Genomic DNA, 15,866 nt, shown 5'->3' on the forward strand with positions numbered 1-15,866 from the left:
AGCAACATTTCATCGCTTGGTTAGCACCTTGAACTAAGGCTTTCCCGGCTCATGGAAAGCCTTAATTAATTGATGCAAAATTTGCCAAATCATTGGAATTGTTGATTCAATGTGCACTGAATCGTTCTACAATAAGGTGGCCTACTGATTTTATATCTGTGCGAAGTGTTGTCGTAAAAGGTTTAGCAATGATTAATATGGTGCTTTGGGGGGCGTGAGTCCTAATGATCAGCGCATCATAAAATTGCCTGTTCGGTTTTTTGCCTAACTATCTCAAAGTCAAAGGAGTTGTTATGAGGTTTAGAAGAAACATTGGTTATGGTGTGCTGTGCCTATCGCTTGCATGTAGTTTTTCAGCTTATGCTGCAGATTACGATCTGGTGATAAAGAACGGCCGAGTGATAGACCCGGAAACCATGTTAGATGCAGTACTGAATGTCGGTATTAAAGATGGGATGATCGTTAAGATCACGCCTGACGATATAAAGGGCAGTAAAACGATAGATGCTAGCAAGCATGTTGTTGCTCCTGGTTTCATTGATACACATTTTCATGCGCTAGATGGCTTGTCATTAAAGCTTGCGGCGTTAGACGGTGTGACCACAGGTATGGATTTAGAAGCGGGGGCCATTCATGTTGCTAAGTGGTATGCCGAAAAGGATAAGGGGTGGCCGTTAAACTATGGTACGGGTGTCAGCCAAGAAATGACACGGATGCGCGTACACGATACAGAAATTGATACCAGCAAGCCAAATGATGCCACAACCGTTTTTGAACTTCGAGGCAAGTCCATGCAAGACGGTACACCGGGCTGGTCTGTGTCTCGCAGCTCTAAAGAACAACTCAACCAAATCTTGGAATACCTAGACGAAGAGTTTCGTCAGGGAGCGTTAGGCCTTTCCTCGACAGTAGGTTACATGACGCAAGGCGTCACCACCTATGAGATGTTTAAATCACAAGAGGCGGCTGCACGCTATGGTCGCTTTACGGGTGCCCATGTGCGTTTTCATGGTAACCCGAGTAATCCAGAGGGACCTCTTGGATTTAGTGAGATTTTTGCCAATGCGATAGCACTCGATGCACCGTTAAATCTGAACCATAACAATGAGTACGGTTGGTGGGAAAATGAGGAAAAACTGCAGGCAGCCAGGGAGCAGGGCTACAACGTGTGGTCTGAGTACTATCCTTATACAGCCGCCTCTACCGCGATCTCTGCGGAGTTCTTTCACCCAGACAAATTCAAAGTGCTAAGTGGTGGCTTGCCATACGAAGAGGTGATCTTCGATCCTGTACAAAATAAATTTTTAACTCAGGCTGAATGGGAAAAAACCTCTAAAGAGCATCCTGATCGTTCTATTTTTGCGTTTAACCGCAAGAGAGATGAATGGCTTCCGTTCTGGTTACGTATGCCCCATATGATAGTGGCATCCGATGCTATGTGGTCAGGAAAAGGGATCGATTCTTGGGATTTAAACCCCACTGAATATGTTGGTCATCCACGCACCGCAGGTACACGAGGAAAAGTGTTGTCAAAAGCACGTGAGCTAGGAGTGCCATTGATGTTTACTATTGCGCAAATGTCTTACTGGCCGGCGAAACACCTAGGTGATACTGGGCTTGAATCGATGAAGATGCGTGGCCGATTGCAAGAAGGCAAAGTCGCTGACATTACTATCTTTGACCCGCTAACGGTTAAAGATAACGCCACCTACACGATGGGAGAGCAAGGGTTGCCTACCTCGGGTATCCCCTATGTCATCGTGAGCGGTGTCCCCGTAGTGAATAAGGGAGTCTTTGACTTAAGCGTTAAACCAGGCAAGTCAATTCGTTTCCCTGTCGAGGCTAAAGGCAAGTTTAAGCCAGTGACCGTTGAGTCATGGTCAGAACAACATGTCATTAGACCGATAAGTATCGATGACGGTGGTTTAGCTAAGCCATAGAAAGCCAAATGCATAGCAATCATTGATTGCTATGCATTTATTGTATGATTTCAATGTCTTTTTGTTACATTTTGAACTAAAGTCATGTTGTTAATCGATTGTATTGATTTTCATATTAAATTCGTGATTGTGACAGATGTTTCTCTCACACCAACATTTATTAGTTAACAAGGAGATGTAGCCGTTGGCTAACTTTATCCACTTAATCTATCAGCGCGTGCAATGCGCATTGATGAGTAAAAACGGCATTCGAGCGCTTGCCATAGTCTTGGGTTATATCGCATTGCCGTACTCAGCTGCGACCGCTGAAACCGTTTTTGAACAATATGGCATACCTAACCACTTGCCTAAATATGGCATCAGCTCTCTGACGCAGGGAGATCATATTGTTGAGCATGTTGAGAAGATCACCACCATTGATGGTAACGCCGCTAAATCCTCTTTCTATTTAGTTCAGACAACTAATGAGAAGGGAGTGATTGATTTGAGAGTAAAATATTTTCCGGATCAACTTTCCCAAGATAAAGATGGTCTTTCCCTAGTCGATGATGGCGACGTAATTGACTCAATCGAATATCTGTCTCGAACTGAATATAAGTTGCGTCAGTATGCTGATAATTATGATGCTGCTTCCATCGTGGTTAAAGATATTGATGATAGAACGGCGATAGTGAGTTTCAATTACTCAAAATATGCGCTGCCTCAAGATGTTGCTTATTTTCGTTTTATGAAAGTCAATATTCATGTGGTTGATCGTCAACCGCAAAAAATGGTTGTTGTGAATTCCGCGCCATTTGAGTATGGACGCTATAACATCAGTGACTATCATCAAGAGATCATCTTCGACAAACTGAGTGATGGCTCCCTGTATGTCAAAACAAAATCAGTCATTGCCGAGGGTACCTTTAAAGGCAAACCCGCAAAACTGGAAGTGATCACAACACCAGTGGTTTTCTATGATGATGTGACTGGTATCGAAGTGAAGAATGAGAAGCTGTTTGAAGTCGTTTCTGATCCCCGTATTCGAGAGCAAAAAATAGCACTCGATCGTACCTTCCCTTTGATGGCTGATCTCGTTCGAAAGCAAGGTATCGATCTGCCGCTTCCCTATGGTATTTCCCTAGCATATCGCAACCAAAACATGGACTTGGGTTTTGATACCTTCAATTTAGGCTTAGGGAAGCTTGGTTACCAAAATTTAGATAAAGATTTTGATCCGAGTAGAAGTTTTGCTTCGGTTACGGCAGAGAGTGTTTCGCTTCGTGGTGATGTGTTTATTTTACCCTTTTGGAACGTTTATGCTTTGCTAGGTAAGATTAAGGTGCGGGCAGATATCGATGCGCAATACACAGCAGCGACGATGAATAAGATCCGTGATCGCCTTAATGGGGATATATTGAAGCTGGGTGATGCATTGTGTGAGTCCTTGGCTGATGATGGATTGCCGTTGTGCGATGAATCTCGGTTAGGTATTCCCTTGGAGCTAGATTACGATTTAGTGGGTGCAGGAACCACCTTTGCGATTGGCTATCGGGAGTTCTTTGCTACATTAAATGCAACCGTCTCTAAGACGCGATTAGAGGGCCAGAGCTCTTGGGGAGACACGTTATTGGTGGTGCAACCTATGATAGGTTATCAGCTGGTGGACTACCGGGCGCAAATTTTGGTGGGAGCAGAATATCAAGGTCTCGACTCCCGTCTTAGTGGTAACTTAGGCTATGTCGAAGCATTAGAAGGTGATTTCGAATATGATGTGGGTGTTAAATTAAATGAGTGGGCTTATTTGGTTGGCTTTAACAAGCAAATCGGCCGACACTATAACATTACAGCACTGTATAACTTTGGTGAAACCCGTGATGCCGTAACTATCAGCTTTGGTTATCGTTTCTAAACGGTTATCCTTCTAAATTGTCTTAAAATAGCGCCAGAAATTATTCTGGCGCTATTTCACAGGCTTATGCATAACCTCTTCGTAAGCGTGTTACTCAGTGTCGTATTTAGCCGAGTTGTCAATTCATAGGGATCGCTGTTTGCAGAGCCCTATGAATCATGCTGATAAATAGGGCAAGTTGAGATAGCTAGTACTTGGGCTTTTTTCAGCCTCAACGCTAGAAGGCAAAGCGTGCCTTAACCCCAAATACCACATCCGTTTTATCTTCTATAAATATATGTTCAAGGTCGCCGATTTCAATCGCATCGAAATTAATCGCGGTGTGATTAATGACTTGGACGCTTGGTGAAAGTTGCAGCCAAGGTAATACCTGAGCGCGGTAATAGAGTTCAGCAGTATATTGATCTTCAAAATCAATATTGCCAAATGTACTTGCCATGGTACTTGCCCAGTTAAATGCTAAGCCGAACATATCCTCGCTACGTTGCGCTGGAATATAACCAAAGCCTGCGCTGAGAGAAGAGTCGTACATTGCGCCACCATCTTCGGCCCAACCGTAGCGGATAAAGGGAAGCCATTGTTTTTCTATTAATCCTGAAAGGTTAACGTTGATGCCGTAACCTTCTTCATCATTACCCACCTCATCTCGTTGCCAAAAAGTGAGATGAGCATTTTGGATAAACAGCATATCTCGAGAAGGTGTATAGCCTATTTCCAGGCTTTTCCATGTTGCGCCAGAGTCAAACAGATCTTCAGCGCCTTGGAGTAGATCAGAGGCATTGCCTTTGGCGTCCATGATACTGGCAGAGCCATAGACTTTATCGGTAATAAATCCGCCCAACATAATACCAAGTCCACCATCAGGAAGGCCGCCAATGGTTCCACTACCTGAAGAAAATACGCCGTTATTAAAATCGTTCCAAGGGCTAGCCAACGGGTAAAAGTCGGTATAATCGGTCATATCGAGAAAACCAAGATAGGTCACCATACGATTATCTAGCATGGATTGACGCCAAAATAAGTGTGTGACTCGAAATCCTTGATCGCCATATAAAGAGTGAACAAAACCGATATAGCCAAGCTCTGCTAGGCCAAATTCTTTTGGCGATGTCTCTGTGTATTTATGGCGATGTTCGAACTTAAAGACAACCCCTCCCGTTGAGCCTGAATCTGTCTTGACCAAGTCCCATTGTCCATACACTCGCACAGCACCAGATGCAGCGCTTGAGTCGCCAATGGCATCAACGGCCTGTAAACCAAGCATGTTGTAATCCATTCCAAGTTGCAGTCCATACTCTTTTTGCCAGCTTTGCTTGGTCTGATTCCAGGCCTCGAAGTCAGAGGGCCCTGTCTTATCTTTCATTACAGCGACATTTTCGAATTCGGTATTCGTCTCCTTGGCAGTGGCAAACATTGGGCTGGCAAAATATGATAGCAGTGCCGTTGTAACTATTGAGATATTAAGCGTTCTTTTCATCTTACTTCCTCATTCCTTGCTGTAGCTGAGATGACCCAAGTTGACTCGGGAAAGCCTAGTCGTCCTAAAGTGTCTATACAAATATTAAGTTTTTCGTCTTAAATATATCTATTCATACTAGCTAATCATCTGATTTTTTGGAATTAAATTACTCTTTATTAGCGTGATTTTATTGCCATAAAAATTTCACGTTCAATATAGCCTTGGTGGGGTTAATCTAGCTTTAAATAAATTTTTCTGGTTAACAGCCACAGCTAAATAAATGTTTCAATGCATTATCGCCTTATCTAAATGCACGCTTACTCATTGAACACTTATATTTATTCATCAACTACTAAGTTGATAAATTGTTTTGCTCAGGCCACACTTGGCTTTAGATGTCATTTGTCTCGTGAAGCTATTTATAATAAATATTCATAATCAGTTGGTTACCGTAAAAAATGCGGGCTCAACATAAGAAATATTTTTGTAATTCGCGGTCATAGGACTAAGATTAAGACCTTAATGGCAATTAATGAAGGCGGTATGAGTAAAGCAAACTTTTGAAACGGATTTGCAAAGGTAAGTTGAAAAAATCTGGCCGATATTTCCCAGCACTAAACAGGGTCCTTGTTTACGCATAGTGGCGTTTGAACTTTGAATCAACAACATACGCTGTAATCAGCAATACGGCATAACTTTTACCCGTTAGTGATAAAGATAATTACGATGCCAAATTATCGGGAGAGCATTGATCAGTCACTCACCATAATAAAGAGTGAAATCTAACACAGAGCGAAACAGTAACTCATTGTAAAATGGAGCTAAACATGAGAAAAATTCTGTATCTAATCGCGGGCACTATGGCCGCGTTGTTAACATCCTCAACTGTGCTGTCTGAAGAGGTGGCCCCCGAACCCCAAACACTCATCACCAACGTCAATGTCTTTGACGGTGTAAATGAAGACCTCATCAAAAATGCCAATGTTTTAATCACAGGAAACTTAATCACTCGGGTGTCTACCGAAAACCTAACGGTTGAAGGTGCTACTGTGATTAACGGTGGTGGCCGCACATTAATTCCTGGGTTAACTGACGCCCACTGGCATATGACCATGGCTGAAGTGCCTCAAATCACACTTCTTACTGGTGATGCATACGAAATTGCGGCGCGGGCAGTACCCACCGCAGAGAAAACCTTAATGCGTGGCTTCACCACGGTTAGAGATATCGGTGGTAATAGTTTCTCGCTAAAAAAACTGATTGATTCAGGTGTGATCCCTGGCCCTCGTATGTTAGTGGCAGGACCACCACTTAGCCAAACAGGTGGGCATTATGACTATCGCCTACCGCATGATATCCCTTCTGAGACATCCTTAGATTATTGGGGAAAGAGTGGCTTCTTTGTCATTGGAGACGGCGTACCTGAAGTGCGTAAGCGTGCTCGTGAAATTTTCCGCATGGGAGCAAGTCAGATCAAAATTGCGGCGGGTGGCGGTGTAGCATCTATTTTTGACCCTTTAGATGTTAGGCAGTACTCACTTGAAGAGATGGAAGCCATTGTTGATGTCGCTAGGAGTTATAACAGCTATGTCGCGGCGCACGTTTTTACCGATGAAGCCGTCAAAATGGCGGTGAAAGCGGGTATTAAAAGCATCGAGCATGGCATGTTGCTTTCCAGTGATACCCTGAAAATGATGAAGAAAAATGGGGTTTGGCTCAGTACACAGCCCTTGGTTGATGACGAAGATAGGATGGTTTTCCCTAATCCTGAATCAACAAAGAAATGGATAAAGGCCACTGATGGTACAGATAACGTTTATAAACTGGCTAAAAAAATCGGTGTGAAAATCGCTTTCGGTACAGATGCCATTATGGATCCAGGAATGGCGGCTAAACAGGGTAAGTACCTAAGTAAACTCAGCCGCTGGTTTACCCCTTATGAAGCGTTAAAAATGGCTACGTCAGACAATGCTGAGTTAATGGAGCTGGCAGGTCCCCGTCATCCATACCGCAAAGGACCTTTGGGTCGGATCACTGAAGGCGCCTATGCGGATTTGATATTAGTTAATGGGAATCCATTGGAAGACTTAAATTTGGTTGCGGATCCCGATAAGAACTTCGATTTGATTATGAAAGATGGCAAGGTCTATAAAAACGCGTTGAACTAATAGCGTTACCCTTCTAAGCATTTGGCCGTCTCAATTTGAGGCGGCCAAATGCGTTAAAAACGACCTATCTGGTTGCATAACGCCCCACAAGCAGTATGCGTGGCTATCATCTCTTTATTTGACTCGCCACAGACTCATTATCTAGCTATTTAGTCATCGTTTTATTTCTATTGGTGGGCGTGTCACCCATAAGTTGGAAATAGTTATAAAAAGCCCATAAATACCTAAAACGAGATATGAGTCACAAAATACGGCAGTGCCATTTGCTTAAATATTAACCGCGGATGGATAAACCACTTAGGGTGAAAAGGTTGGTCGATCGCTCTTTAAATCTTCGGTTTTAAAGAGAGATTAATCACTTTTTGACTGGCCTTGTAAGATGAGAGAGGCCAGAACACCGAATAGGGATATGTATGATATTCAATGCCTATCAGCTGATTTTTAGCCCCTCAACACGCTTGTATAACACCTCTTAAAGCACGGTTTTCTCGTGTAGCTAGTTTGCATCTAATACGTGGATATCCAATAGAGTTCGTATCGTGATGATTTTATCTGATGAGCGATACAAGAAGATTTCACACTTATTTTGAACCCATTTTAGCGATTGAAATTAAATTGAAATAATTGTGATGTTAGTTAGAACAGAACCTGAGTTGCAGCACGGTTCAGCTCTACAGCCTATAGTTTGTGCTGGTTAACTATCTGAGATAAAGCATTTGGTAAGTTTCATTCGGCAAGGCCAAATCTTAAAGGTAATCAACTTACCTATATGCTGGATGCAGTGAATTTTAAAACAGGAGAGCGTAAAAAATGTCAAAAATTTTAGAAGGAATTAAAGTTGTTGAAGTCGCTTCTATGGCTGCCGCCCCTTCCGCCACAGTGATTCTTGCTGATCTTGGTGCCGAAGTGATTAAAGTTGAACCTCCTATGGGAGACTTGTGGCGCTACGGTAACCAAGTTGCCGGTATGCCACCAAGTAAAATTCCTTATACCACTTACATTCAAAATCGCACCAAAAAATCGGTTGCGTTAAACCTGAAAGATCCTAAAGCCCAAGAGGTGTTAGCGAAACTCGCAGCAGATTGCGATGTGTTTCTGACAAACTCACCTCGTAAAGTGCAACAAGCGCTTAAGCATACCTATGATGATATTAAAGCGATAAATCCTAACGTGGTTTATGCGTGGATCAACGGCTTTGGCCTGGAAGGTCCAGACAAAGACGCGCCTGGTTTCGATATGACGGCTTGGTATGCGCGCAGTGGTATGATGGAAGAGTTACGTCCTAAAGATAGCGACCCAGTGCCTCTTCCTGTCGGTGGTGGCGATCTCAATACGGCGACCGCCTTATTTGGTGCCGTTATGGCCGGCCTCTACCATAGAGAGCGCACAGGCCAAGGCTCATTTGTTTCGACATCTCTTCTCAATAACGGTATTTGGGCGAATTCCAGCATGATGCAGGCTGCATTAGTCGGTGCCCCTGCAATGCAAAAATTCCACAGAACCGAATGGCCAAATCCCATCAGCGGTGGTGTCTACAAAACCAAAGACAGCCGTTACATCATTATCGTCGAGTTAAATCCCAATAACGTTGATAACTTACGTGATGCTTTTGGCGCTGACTATCTCAAAGGGGATGAGCGTTTTACTACGCCAGAGTTACGAGCCGAAAACAGCACCGAACTGTTTGCCGAAATGCAAAAAATTGTGGGTGAGCATGACCTAACGGAAGTGTCAAAACGACTTAAAGCGTTTGGGGTTAACTTTAGTGTTGTTCAAACGACTGAAGAATGTACCCGCGATGAACATATGATAGCCAATGGATGCTTCCCTGAAGTTGAAGGGACAGACGGGATCCGCACCATCGATAGCCCAATACAGATACAAGGTAATGGTCTTGAAAAGGTTAAACCTCAAAATCCGCCTGCGGTGGGAGAGCACACAGTTGCCCAATTGACCGCCTTGGGCTATAGCGAAGAGGAAATTAAAGCTATGGCTGAAGCGCACGCCATTGGTTTACCTCGATAGTGTTATGAGAGCCATCTAGTGATGCGAGCATTTTAAAGTTTGGTTAGCTCCGCTTTATTACGACTCGCATCTCTTATTGATGTTTAAAAGAGCGTTATATCTCTAAAAGATAAAGGGAAAATCACATGAGTGAAGATGCTAAGTTTTTTGAAGATTTCGAAATTGGCGAGTCATATGTGACATCGGCTCGCACCATTACTGAAACAGACATTGTGACCCATGCCATGCATTCTGGTGACTGGCAACCTCATCATACCAATGAGGAGTTTGCTAAAAAGCAATCTTTCAAGACACGTCTGGCCCACGGAAATATGACATTCTGTATTAGTACTGGCCTTATTTTTCAGTCTTCTTCAGAAAACCCTAATATTATGGCCTATGGCTACAATAAGATTCGTTATCCTGCCCCTGTTTTTCCAGGCGACACCATCAAAGTAGAAGTCAAAATTACGGATAAGCAAGACCATCCGAAAAGTAAGACCCATGGCTTACTGACACAAACTGAGACTACGACCAATCAAAGAGGCGAAACCGTCGCTTTTGTTGAGCATGTGCTTTATGCCACCAAGAGAGAGCCTTCTTAAGACACAAGCGGGCCCACTAAATGAGTGGGCCATCGCTGACAGGAAGGATTTGTAACATAGATACATCTTAAAGGAGAGCAAGATGTCCCAATCTACATATAAAGAAGTCGCCAAATTTTTCGAAGATTTTGAGATTGGTGAAACCCGTGAGACAGCAGGCAGAACGATCACAAGAACCGATTTTGTCATGCATGCCATGCACTCAGGTGACTGGATGCCCCATCATACCGATGATGAATGGTGTAAGACCCAGCCTTTCAAGAAACCCATTATTCACGGTAACGCCACCTTCAGTATCAGTACTGGCTTGTGTATTCAGGGGGAACCGCTAAACCCTCATGGTATGTCCTATGGCTATGACAAGATTCGATATCCTAACCCTGTGTTTGAGGGCGATACCATTAAGGTCAAAATGACCGTTATCGATAAAAGAGATCATCCTAAGAAGAAAACCCATGGACTGATCACCGAAGAGAAAATCACCACCAATCAGAATGATGAAGTGGTATGTGTCGCACATCATGTGATTTTCGTTGAAAAGAGAAACCCTTAACTTTTATCTCTCTGACGAATGACTAGGCTGATTTTTCTATGACTCTAGCTGAAAACTCATATTCTAAATTTGCTTTATTCAGAGGTATGGATGTCACTTGGGTGCTCAACCAGTGGGTTGAGCGCCAACCCGATAAGACGTTTGTTATCTGGGCACCATTCGATAAAGCGGTACGTAAATGGACCTATGCAGAACTTGCTGATGATGCCAAACGTTTTGCTGCCGGTTTAAAGGCTCGTGGTGTTGGCCTCGGGGACTTTGTCCTGATGCACCTGGATAACTCCCCTGAATTTCTGATTGCATGGTTTGGCTGCGCTTACTTAGGCGCGGTGCCAGTGACCACAAATACTCGTTCAGCCCCTGAAAATATTCAATATTTTGTAGAGGTGATGCAGCCTGTTTGTGTGATAACTGACCCACACTATGCGGAAATTGTCGCTGATGCCTGTTCAGACTGCATCCAGATGATAGTCACAGGCGCTATCGATAAAAGTGCTGTGACTCATAGTGTTGAAGAGTTTGAGCAGATCTTTAGCCATGAGGCATTACCGCCTCTTGCCCATGATCCTGATCGCAATTTTGCTATCCAATTTACCTCTGGGACCACATCAAAGCCTAAGCCCACCCTGTGGACTCACGCCAATGCCTTGTGGGGTGGTAAAGCGATGGCAATGAACCTGAGGCTGAGGAGGGAGGATATTACCTTAGTGTATATGCCCTTGTTCCACGCTAATGCGCAAATCACCCTACTTTCGACGCTTTGGTCTGGTGGGACTCTAGTGGTGCATCCTAAGTTTTCGGCATCGCGCTTTTGGGATACCTGTGCGTTACACGGTGTGACCTGGGTGTCTATGATTCCATTTTCATTTAAGGCGCTCAAAGGCAGACCGGTTCCAGAGCATAAGGTGCGTATATTGCTCGGCTTAGAAAGGCTTCCTGATGCGGAGAAAGAGTTTGGCGTTCAGACCCTGGCACTTTGGGGAATGACGGAGACGTTAGCGTCTTGCATTGTCACAGATGCCGATCATCCCGGGCCTGCAGGCAGTATGGGTAGGCCCTCTCCTCTTTATGAGTTAGAAGTACGTAAACCCGACGGTGCTCTAGCTGGACCGGGAGAGCAGGGGCGTTTGTATATTCGCGGCGTCAGGGGGATATCACTCTTTAAAGAGTATTATCAAAATCCGCAAAAAACCGAAGAAGCCTTCGATGATAGCGGCGCGCTGGATACTGGGGATGTCGTGCGTATTGATGAAAATGGTTGGATGTATTTCCTTAATAGAGACAAGGATATGCTTCGTGTAGGTGGCGAAAATGTCGCTGCGCTGGAAATTGAAACCGCCATTAATGACACAGGCTTGGTTCTAGAGTCTGCCGTTGTCGCCCAAAAACATTACATGCTTGGCGATGTTCCCGCTGCTTTTATTAGACCTAATGATGCAGGTAACACGCTGTCCAAAAAGGAGTTGGAACAAAAGATCATCGATCACTGTATAGTGACATTGGCTGACTTTAAGGTGCCAAAAACGGTGATTTTTGTTGAAGAGTTTCCTCGTTCAACACTAGACAGAATTGCCAAGGCCAAATTACGCGAGTCGCTACCCTCTATAGATTCAGATTAAAGCTGTAGTGTCCCCTAATTAATCCTTAGTGTTTAGTTCAATGTTTGAAAATGACTCATCAGAAACCGTTACATGGAGAAGTAAAGATGGACAATTACCAGTTTGTTAAAACAGAACGACAAGGGAAGGTTGGCATAGTGACCTTTAACCGTCCAGAAGCAATGAATGCGCTTAATCAACAGGTTGTAGAAGATGTGACCAATGCACTTAAAGCCTTTGACGCCGATGATTCCGTGGGCTGTATGATTCTAGCCGGTGGAGAAAAAGCTTTTTGCGCTGGCGCCGACTTAAAGTGGATTGCTGACGTAGAGTTTGAAGAAGCGTACCAAAAAGATTATGCAGCTTACATGGATCAAGTGGCTGAGCTGCGTAAACCAGTGATTGCTGCTGTGAGAGGCTTTGCATTTGGTGGCGGAACTGAGATCTCATTGATGTGTGACATGATCCTTGCGGATAAAACGGCTCAGTTTGGTCTGACAGAGGTGACACTTGGTGTGATCCCTGGTGGTGGTGGCACCCAGCGTATGGCTCACCGAATCGGTAAATATAAGGCGATGCGTTATATCTTAACCGGAGATTGGATTAAAGCCGAAGAGGCCGAGCGCATAGGTTTGATTACCGAGGTCGTAGAGGGCGATGTCGTTGAGGAGGCGGTAAAGCTAGCGACTAAGATTGCCAATAACCCACGTCTAGCGGTTCTTGCTGGTAAAGAATCGGTGAATCAGCAAGCGGAAATGCCCATAACTGAAGGTCGCAAAGTTGAACGCCGTCTATTCCATGCGCTATTTGGTACAGCTGATAAAAAAGAGGGGATGGCAGCGTTTGCAGAAAAGCGTAAGCCTAACTACAAGCAGTATTAACTCGCACTTTGTATATACCCCATTAAATCTAAAACAGGAAACTAACTATGTCAGCTTTAATCAAGCCGTTGAAAATAAATAGAATATTTTTATTGGCGACGGCACTTTTTACGACAGCAACGATTGCTGCTACCGAACCAACCCCGTTAGATAGATTTATTAACGGCTTCCCAATGCAGCTTGAAAAAGAGACGCGTAATGCCGATTACAATGAGTTGTTTAGCGGTGGCGATGCATCAACTTATTTCAACATGAGAGTCTCGGAGTTTCTGCCTACGGCGATTCTCCCTTCACGTCAGGGAGTCATGGCGTTAGCCAAGGCACCCATGCCAGCAATTGGCAAGGTTAAAGCTGACATGATGTCAGTGAGTAAGCTCAAAGGGCCATTGAGCTTAGATCAGTTTCTTGAGCAAGCGAGCTTCGCCCAAGGGTTTCTTGTGGTTCATCAAGGGAAAATTGTTTACGAGAAGTACCCAAGAATGCGCCAGGAAGATCATCACTTATGGATGTCCTGTGCAAAACCTATGGCGAGTCTCGTTATCGATCAGCTGATTAGCGAAGGCAAAATTGATCAGCACAAGCCCATTACCACTTACCTGCCTGACTTTAAGGGCACCAGCTGGGATGGTGTGACAACCCGAGACGTGATGGATATGGCTACCGGGATGGATATAGAGGACACCACAGAATCGCGGTTCGATCCTAACAATATTGCAAGGCGAGTCTATGAATCTGAATTTGGCTTTGAAAATAAAACCCGAGGCGTCGAGAATTTAAGGGATGTGCTGAGAAGTACGCCTAAAAAAGATGAACCAGGATTGGCCTTTAACTATGCTTCTGGGCTGACACAAATGCTGGTTATTCTTGCTGAGGAAGTCGAACAGGATCGCTGGGCGCAGATATTTGATCGCCGAGTTTGGTCTAAAGTTGGCGCCGAAGGGGCATTACAGCTCCACCTCACTCCCGATGGTATTGCCGCGGTTCATGGTCTGGTGTCCAGTAACCTAAGAGATTTTGCTCGTTTCGGTATGCTTTACACCCCAAGTTGGCAAAAGATTGCAACTGAACAAGTTGTTTCTAAAGAGATTCTTAATCGCATTCATAGTGAAGTCCGTTCTCATGAATTCATCATGGCAGGTTTCGATGGACCTGTGTTTGCCGATCGCGTTGGCACCGATGACTTTATTGCCAACAGTCGTCAATGGGATCTGGTGTGGCCGGATGGTGATTTGATGAAGTTTGGCTTGATGGGACAAGGGCTGTATGTATCGCCTACGCGTGATCTCGTCATCGTCTACTTTAACGTGAATAACGAAGATCTCTCTGCTCACCGATTTGTCCGCCCTATAGCAACTTCGGGTCTTTTCGATAAATAGCAACCTAAAGTGAATTCACTGTAAACCCAAAAGGAAATGGATATGACTAAAGTTATTGTTGAAAAATCTAATGGTATTATCCACGTGAGACTTAACCGTCCTGAAGTGATGAACGCGTGTGATGGCGATACCTATAACGCTATTGCAGATGCCTGGGAAGAGCTGGAGAATGATCCGAGTTTACGGGTGGGTATTGTCAGTGGTGAGGGACGTGCATTTTGTGTGGGTACCGATATCAAGTGGGTAAAATCACCTGACGCTGAAGGCTTTGTTGACCGTTTATATCCTCGCATGCTTACACTCACTAAACCTGTTATTGCCGCCATTCATGGCCACTGTAACGGTGGTGGTTTAGAGCAAGCATTAGCTTGTGATATTCGCGTTTGTACAGAAGACGCCCACTTTGGCTCTGGCGAGGTGCGATTGGGTTGGATTCCTGGCGGTTATGGCACCCAGCGCTTACCCCGTGTGATCCCCTTAGGCGCTGCACTTGAGTTACTTTACACTGGTGGCCGAATCGATGCGAATGATGCATACCGCTTAGGCTTGGTGAATCATGTGGTGGCCGAAGATCAACTATTGGCGAAATGCCAACAGATTGCCGAAGAGATTCTTAAGAGTGCGCCACTGGCCGTGCAGAAAATGAAAGAGGCGGTAATGCAAGGCTTAGATATGCCATTACCACAAGCGGTTCGATTAGAAAAAGAGTGCTTTGATTGGTTGATGCGAACCGAAGACTCAAAAGAGGGAGCTCTCGCGTTTGCAGAAAAGCGCGCGCCTAACTGGAAGGCTAAATAGTCTGAGCGAGTATAACTGATTGGTATTAGTCATAGACATCCTTTCGCTGAGATTGGATGTCTATGCTACAAGTGGCTCATCATCGATATGGGCCGTAGATCACGGGGGGGATTAGTTCAGTACAGTATAACCTCTGCCCACCATGCAGTTACGCATGACATTTTGCGTTTGCTGCTCAAAATTCTGTTCCGCTCGACGTTTTTCTGCACCATGTTTTAAGGCACCACCAATAATGCCTATCCCTGCGCCAGTTTTTGCCCCATTAGAGCCGCTTCCACCAGATATTGCACCGCCAGCCGCGCCTATTGCCGCTCCTTTCGCGGCGGAGCCCAGCAGATCATGGCCTAACGACTTTGATTCAGAATGCTCTATTTGCTGACTGAGCTGTTCACATTCATACATATCAGCATGATATTGGTTGGTATCAACATTTTTTGTGTCGACTATGATATTGGCATGAGTGTAGGCAGAGACTGATAGCAGTAGTGTTGCACTCATTAACAAGGTTTTTCTGTTCATAATTGACCTATAGGTTCAAACGTATCCGAATTGTTTAATATAACCAACCAATAAGCATCATCCATATCTATTTT

Annotated in this window: 12 protein-coding genes; 10 read left to right on the plus strand and 2 right to left on the minus strand. The window is 44.4% G+C overall.

Translation table 11 applies throughout. The features are described from left to right. Positions 1 to 293 precede the first annotated feature (293 nt). On the plus strand, positions 294 to 1,940 hold the full coding sequence (locus K0I62_RS01310; RefSeq protein WP_220069772.1) for an amidohydrolase family protein: 1,647 nt from the start codon (positions 294 to 296) through the stop codon (positions 1,938 to 1,940). A gap of 184 nt (positions 1,941 to 2,124) precedes the next feature. Next, positions 2,125 to 3,831: a hypothetical protein gene (locus K0I62_RS01315; protein WP_220069773.1), complete on the plus strand. Its 1,707-nt coding sequence runs from the start codon at positions 2,125 to 2,127 to the stop codon at positions 3,829 to 3,831. A 217-nt stretch (positions 3,832 to 4,048) separates the two neighbouring features. On the opposite strand, the gene K0I62_RS01320 is transcribed toward K0I62_RS01315, so the two are convergent. After that, the gene (locus K0I62_RS01320) at positions 4,049 to 5,308 is read right to left on the minus strand and encodes a carbohydrate porin (protein WP_220069774.1); all 1,260 of its coding nucleotides are present in this window, start codon (positions 5,306 to 5,308) and stop codon (positions 4,049 to 4,051) included. 809 nt (positions 5,309 to 6,117) lie between these two features. Here K0I62_RS01320 and K0I62_RS01325 point away from each other — a divergent pair. The 8 genes from K0I62_RS01325 (at position 6,118) to K0I62_RS01360 (ending at position 15,273) form a co-directional block, all read left to right on the plus strand. Then, entirely contained in the window at positions 6,118 to 7,458 is a 1,341-nt protein-coding gene (locus tag K0I62_RS01325; RefSeq protein ID WP_220069775.1) for a metal-dependent hydrolase family protein, read from the plus strand. Positions 7,459 to 8,268: 810 nt separating this feature from the next. After that, positions 8,269 to 9,483: a CaiB/BaiF CoA transferase family protein gene (locus K0I62_RS01330; RefSeq protein ID WP_220069776.1), complete on the plus strand. Its 1,215-nt coding sequence runs from the start codon at positions 8,269 to 8,271 to the stop codon at positions 9,481 to 9,483. Positions 9,484 to 9,608: 125 nt separating this feature from the next. Further along, positions 9,609 to 10,067 carry a MaoC/PaaZ C-terminal domain-containing protein gene (locus K0I62_RS01335; RefSeq protein ID WP_220069777.1) on the plus strand — a complete coding sequence of 153 codons (459 nt, stop codon included), beginning with the start codon at positions 9,609 to 9,611 and terminating at the stop codon, positions 10,065 to 10,067. A gap of 82 nt (positions 10,068 to 10,149) precedes the next feature. Then, positions 10,150 to 10,620: a MaoC family dehydratase gene (locus tag K0I62_RS01340; RefSeq protein ID WP_220069778.1), complete on the plus strand. Its 471-nt coding sequence runs from the start codon at positions 10,150 to 10,152 to the stop codon at positions 10,618 to 10,620. Positions 10,621 to 10,658: 38 nt separating this feature from the next. Continuing rightward, the gene (locus K0I62_RS01345; RefSeq protein WP_220069779.1) at positions 10,659 to 12,239 is read left to right on the plus strand and encodes an AMP-binding protein; all 1,581 of its coding nucleotides are present in this window, start codon (positions 10,659 to 10,661) and stop codon (positions 12,237 to 12,239) included. A gap of 86 nt (positions 12,240 to 12,325) precedes the next feature. Further along, positions 12,326 to 13,099 carry an enoyl-CoA hydratase-related protein gene (locus K0I62_RS01350; RefSeq protein ID WP_220069780.1) on the plus strand — a complete coding sequence of 258 codons (774 nt, stop codon included), beginning with the start codon at positions 12,326 to 12,328 and terminating at the stop codon, positions 13,097 to 13,099. A 47-nt stretch (positions 13,100 to 13,146) separates the two neighbouring features. After that, complete coding sequence (locus K0I62_RS01355; RefSeq protein ID WP_220069781.1) at positions 13,147 to 14,475, plus strand: serine hydrolase domain-containing protein; 1,329 nt, start codon at positions 13,147 to 13,149, stop codon at positions 14,473 to 14,475. 42 nt (positions 14,476 to 14,517) lie between these two features. Continuing rightward, positions 14,518 to 15,273: an enoyl-CoA hydratase/isomerase family protein gene (locus K0I62_RS01360; RefSeq protein WP_220069782.1), complete on the plus strand. Its 756-nt coding sequence runs from the start codon at positions 14,518 to 14,520 to the stop codon at positions 15,271 to 15,273. A 111-nt stretch (positions 15,274 to 15,384) separates the two neighbouring features. Here K0I62_RS01360 and K0I62_RS01365 read toward each other — a convergent pair whose 3' ends face one another. After that, positions 15,385 to 15,792: a glycine zipper family protein gene (locus K0I62_RS01365; RefSeq protein WP_232479471.1), complete on the minus strand. Its 408-nt coding sequence runs from the start codon at positions 15,790 to 15,792 to the stop codon at positions 15,385 to 15,387. Positions 15,793 to 15,866: the final 74 nt, after the last annotated feature.

It is taken from the genome of Shewanella psychrotolerans, assembly GCF_019457595.1.
In the GTDB taxonomy this organism is placed as follows: domain Bacteria; phylum Pseudomonadota; class Gammaproteobacteria; order Enterobacterales; family Shewanellaceae; genus Shewanella; species Shewanella psychrotolerans.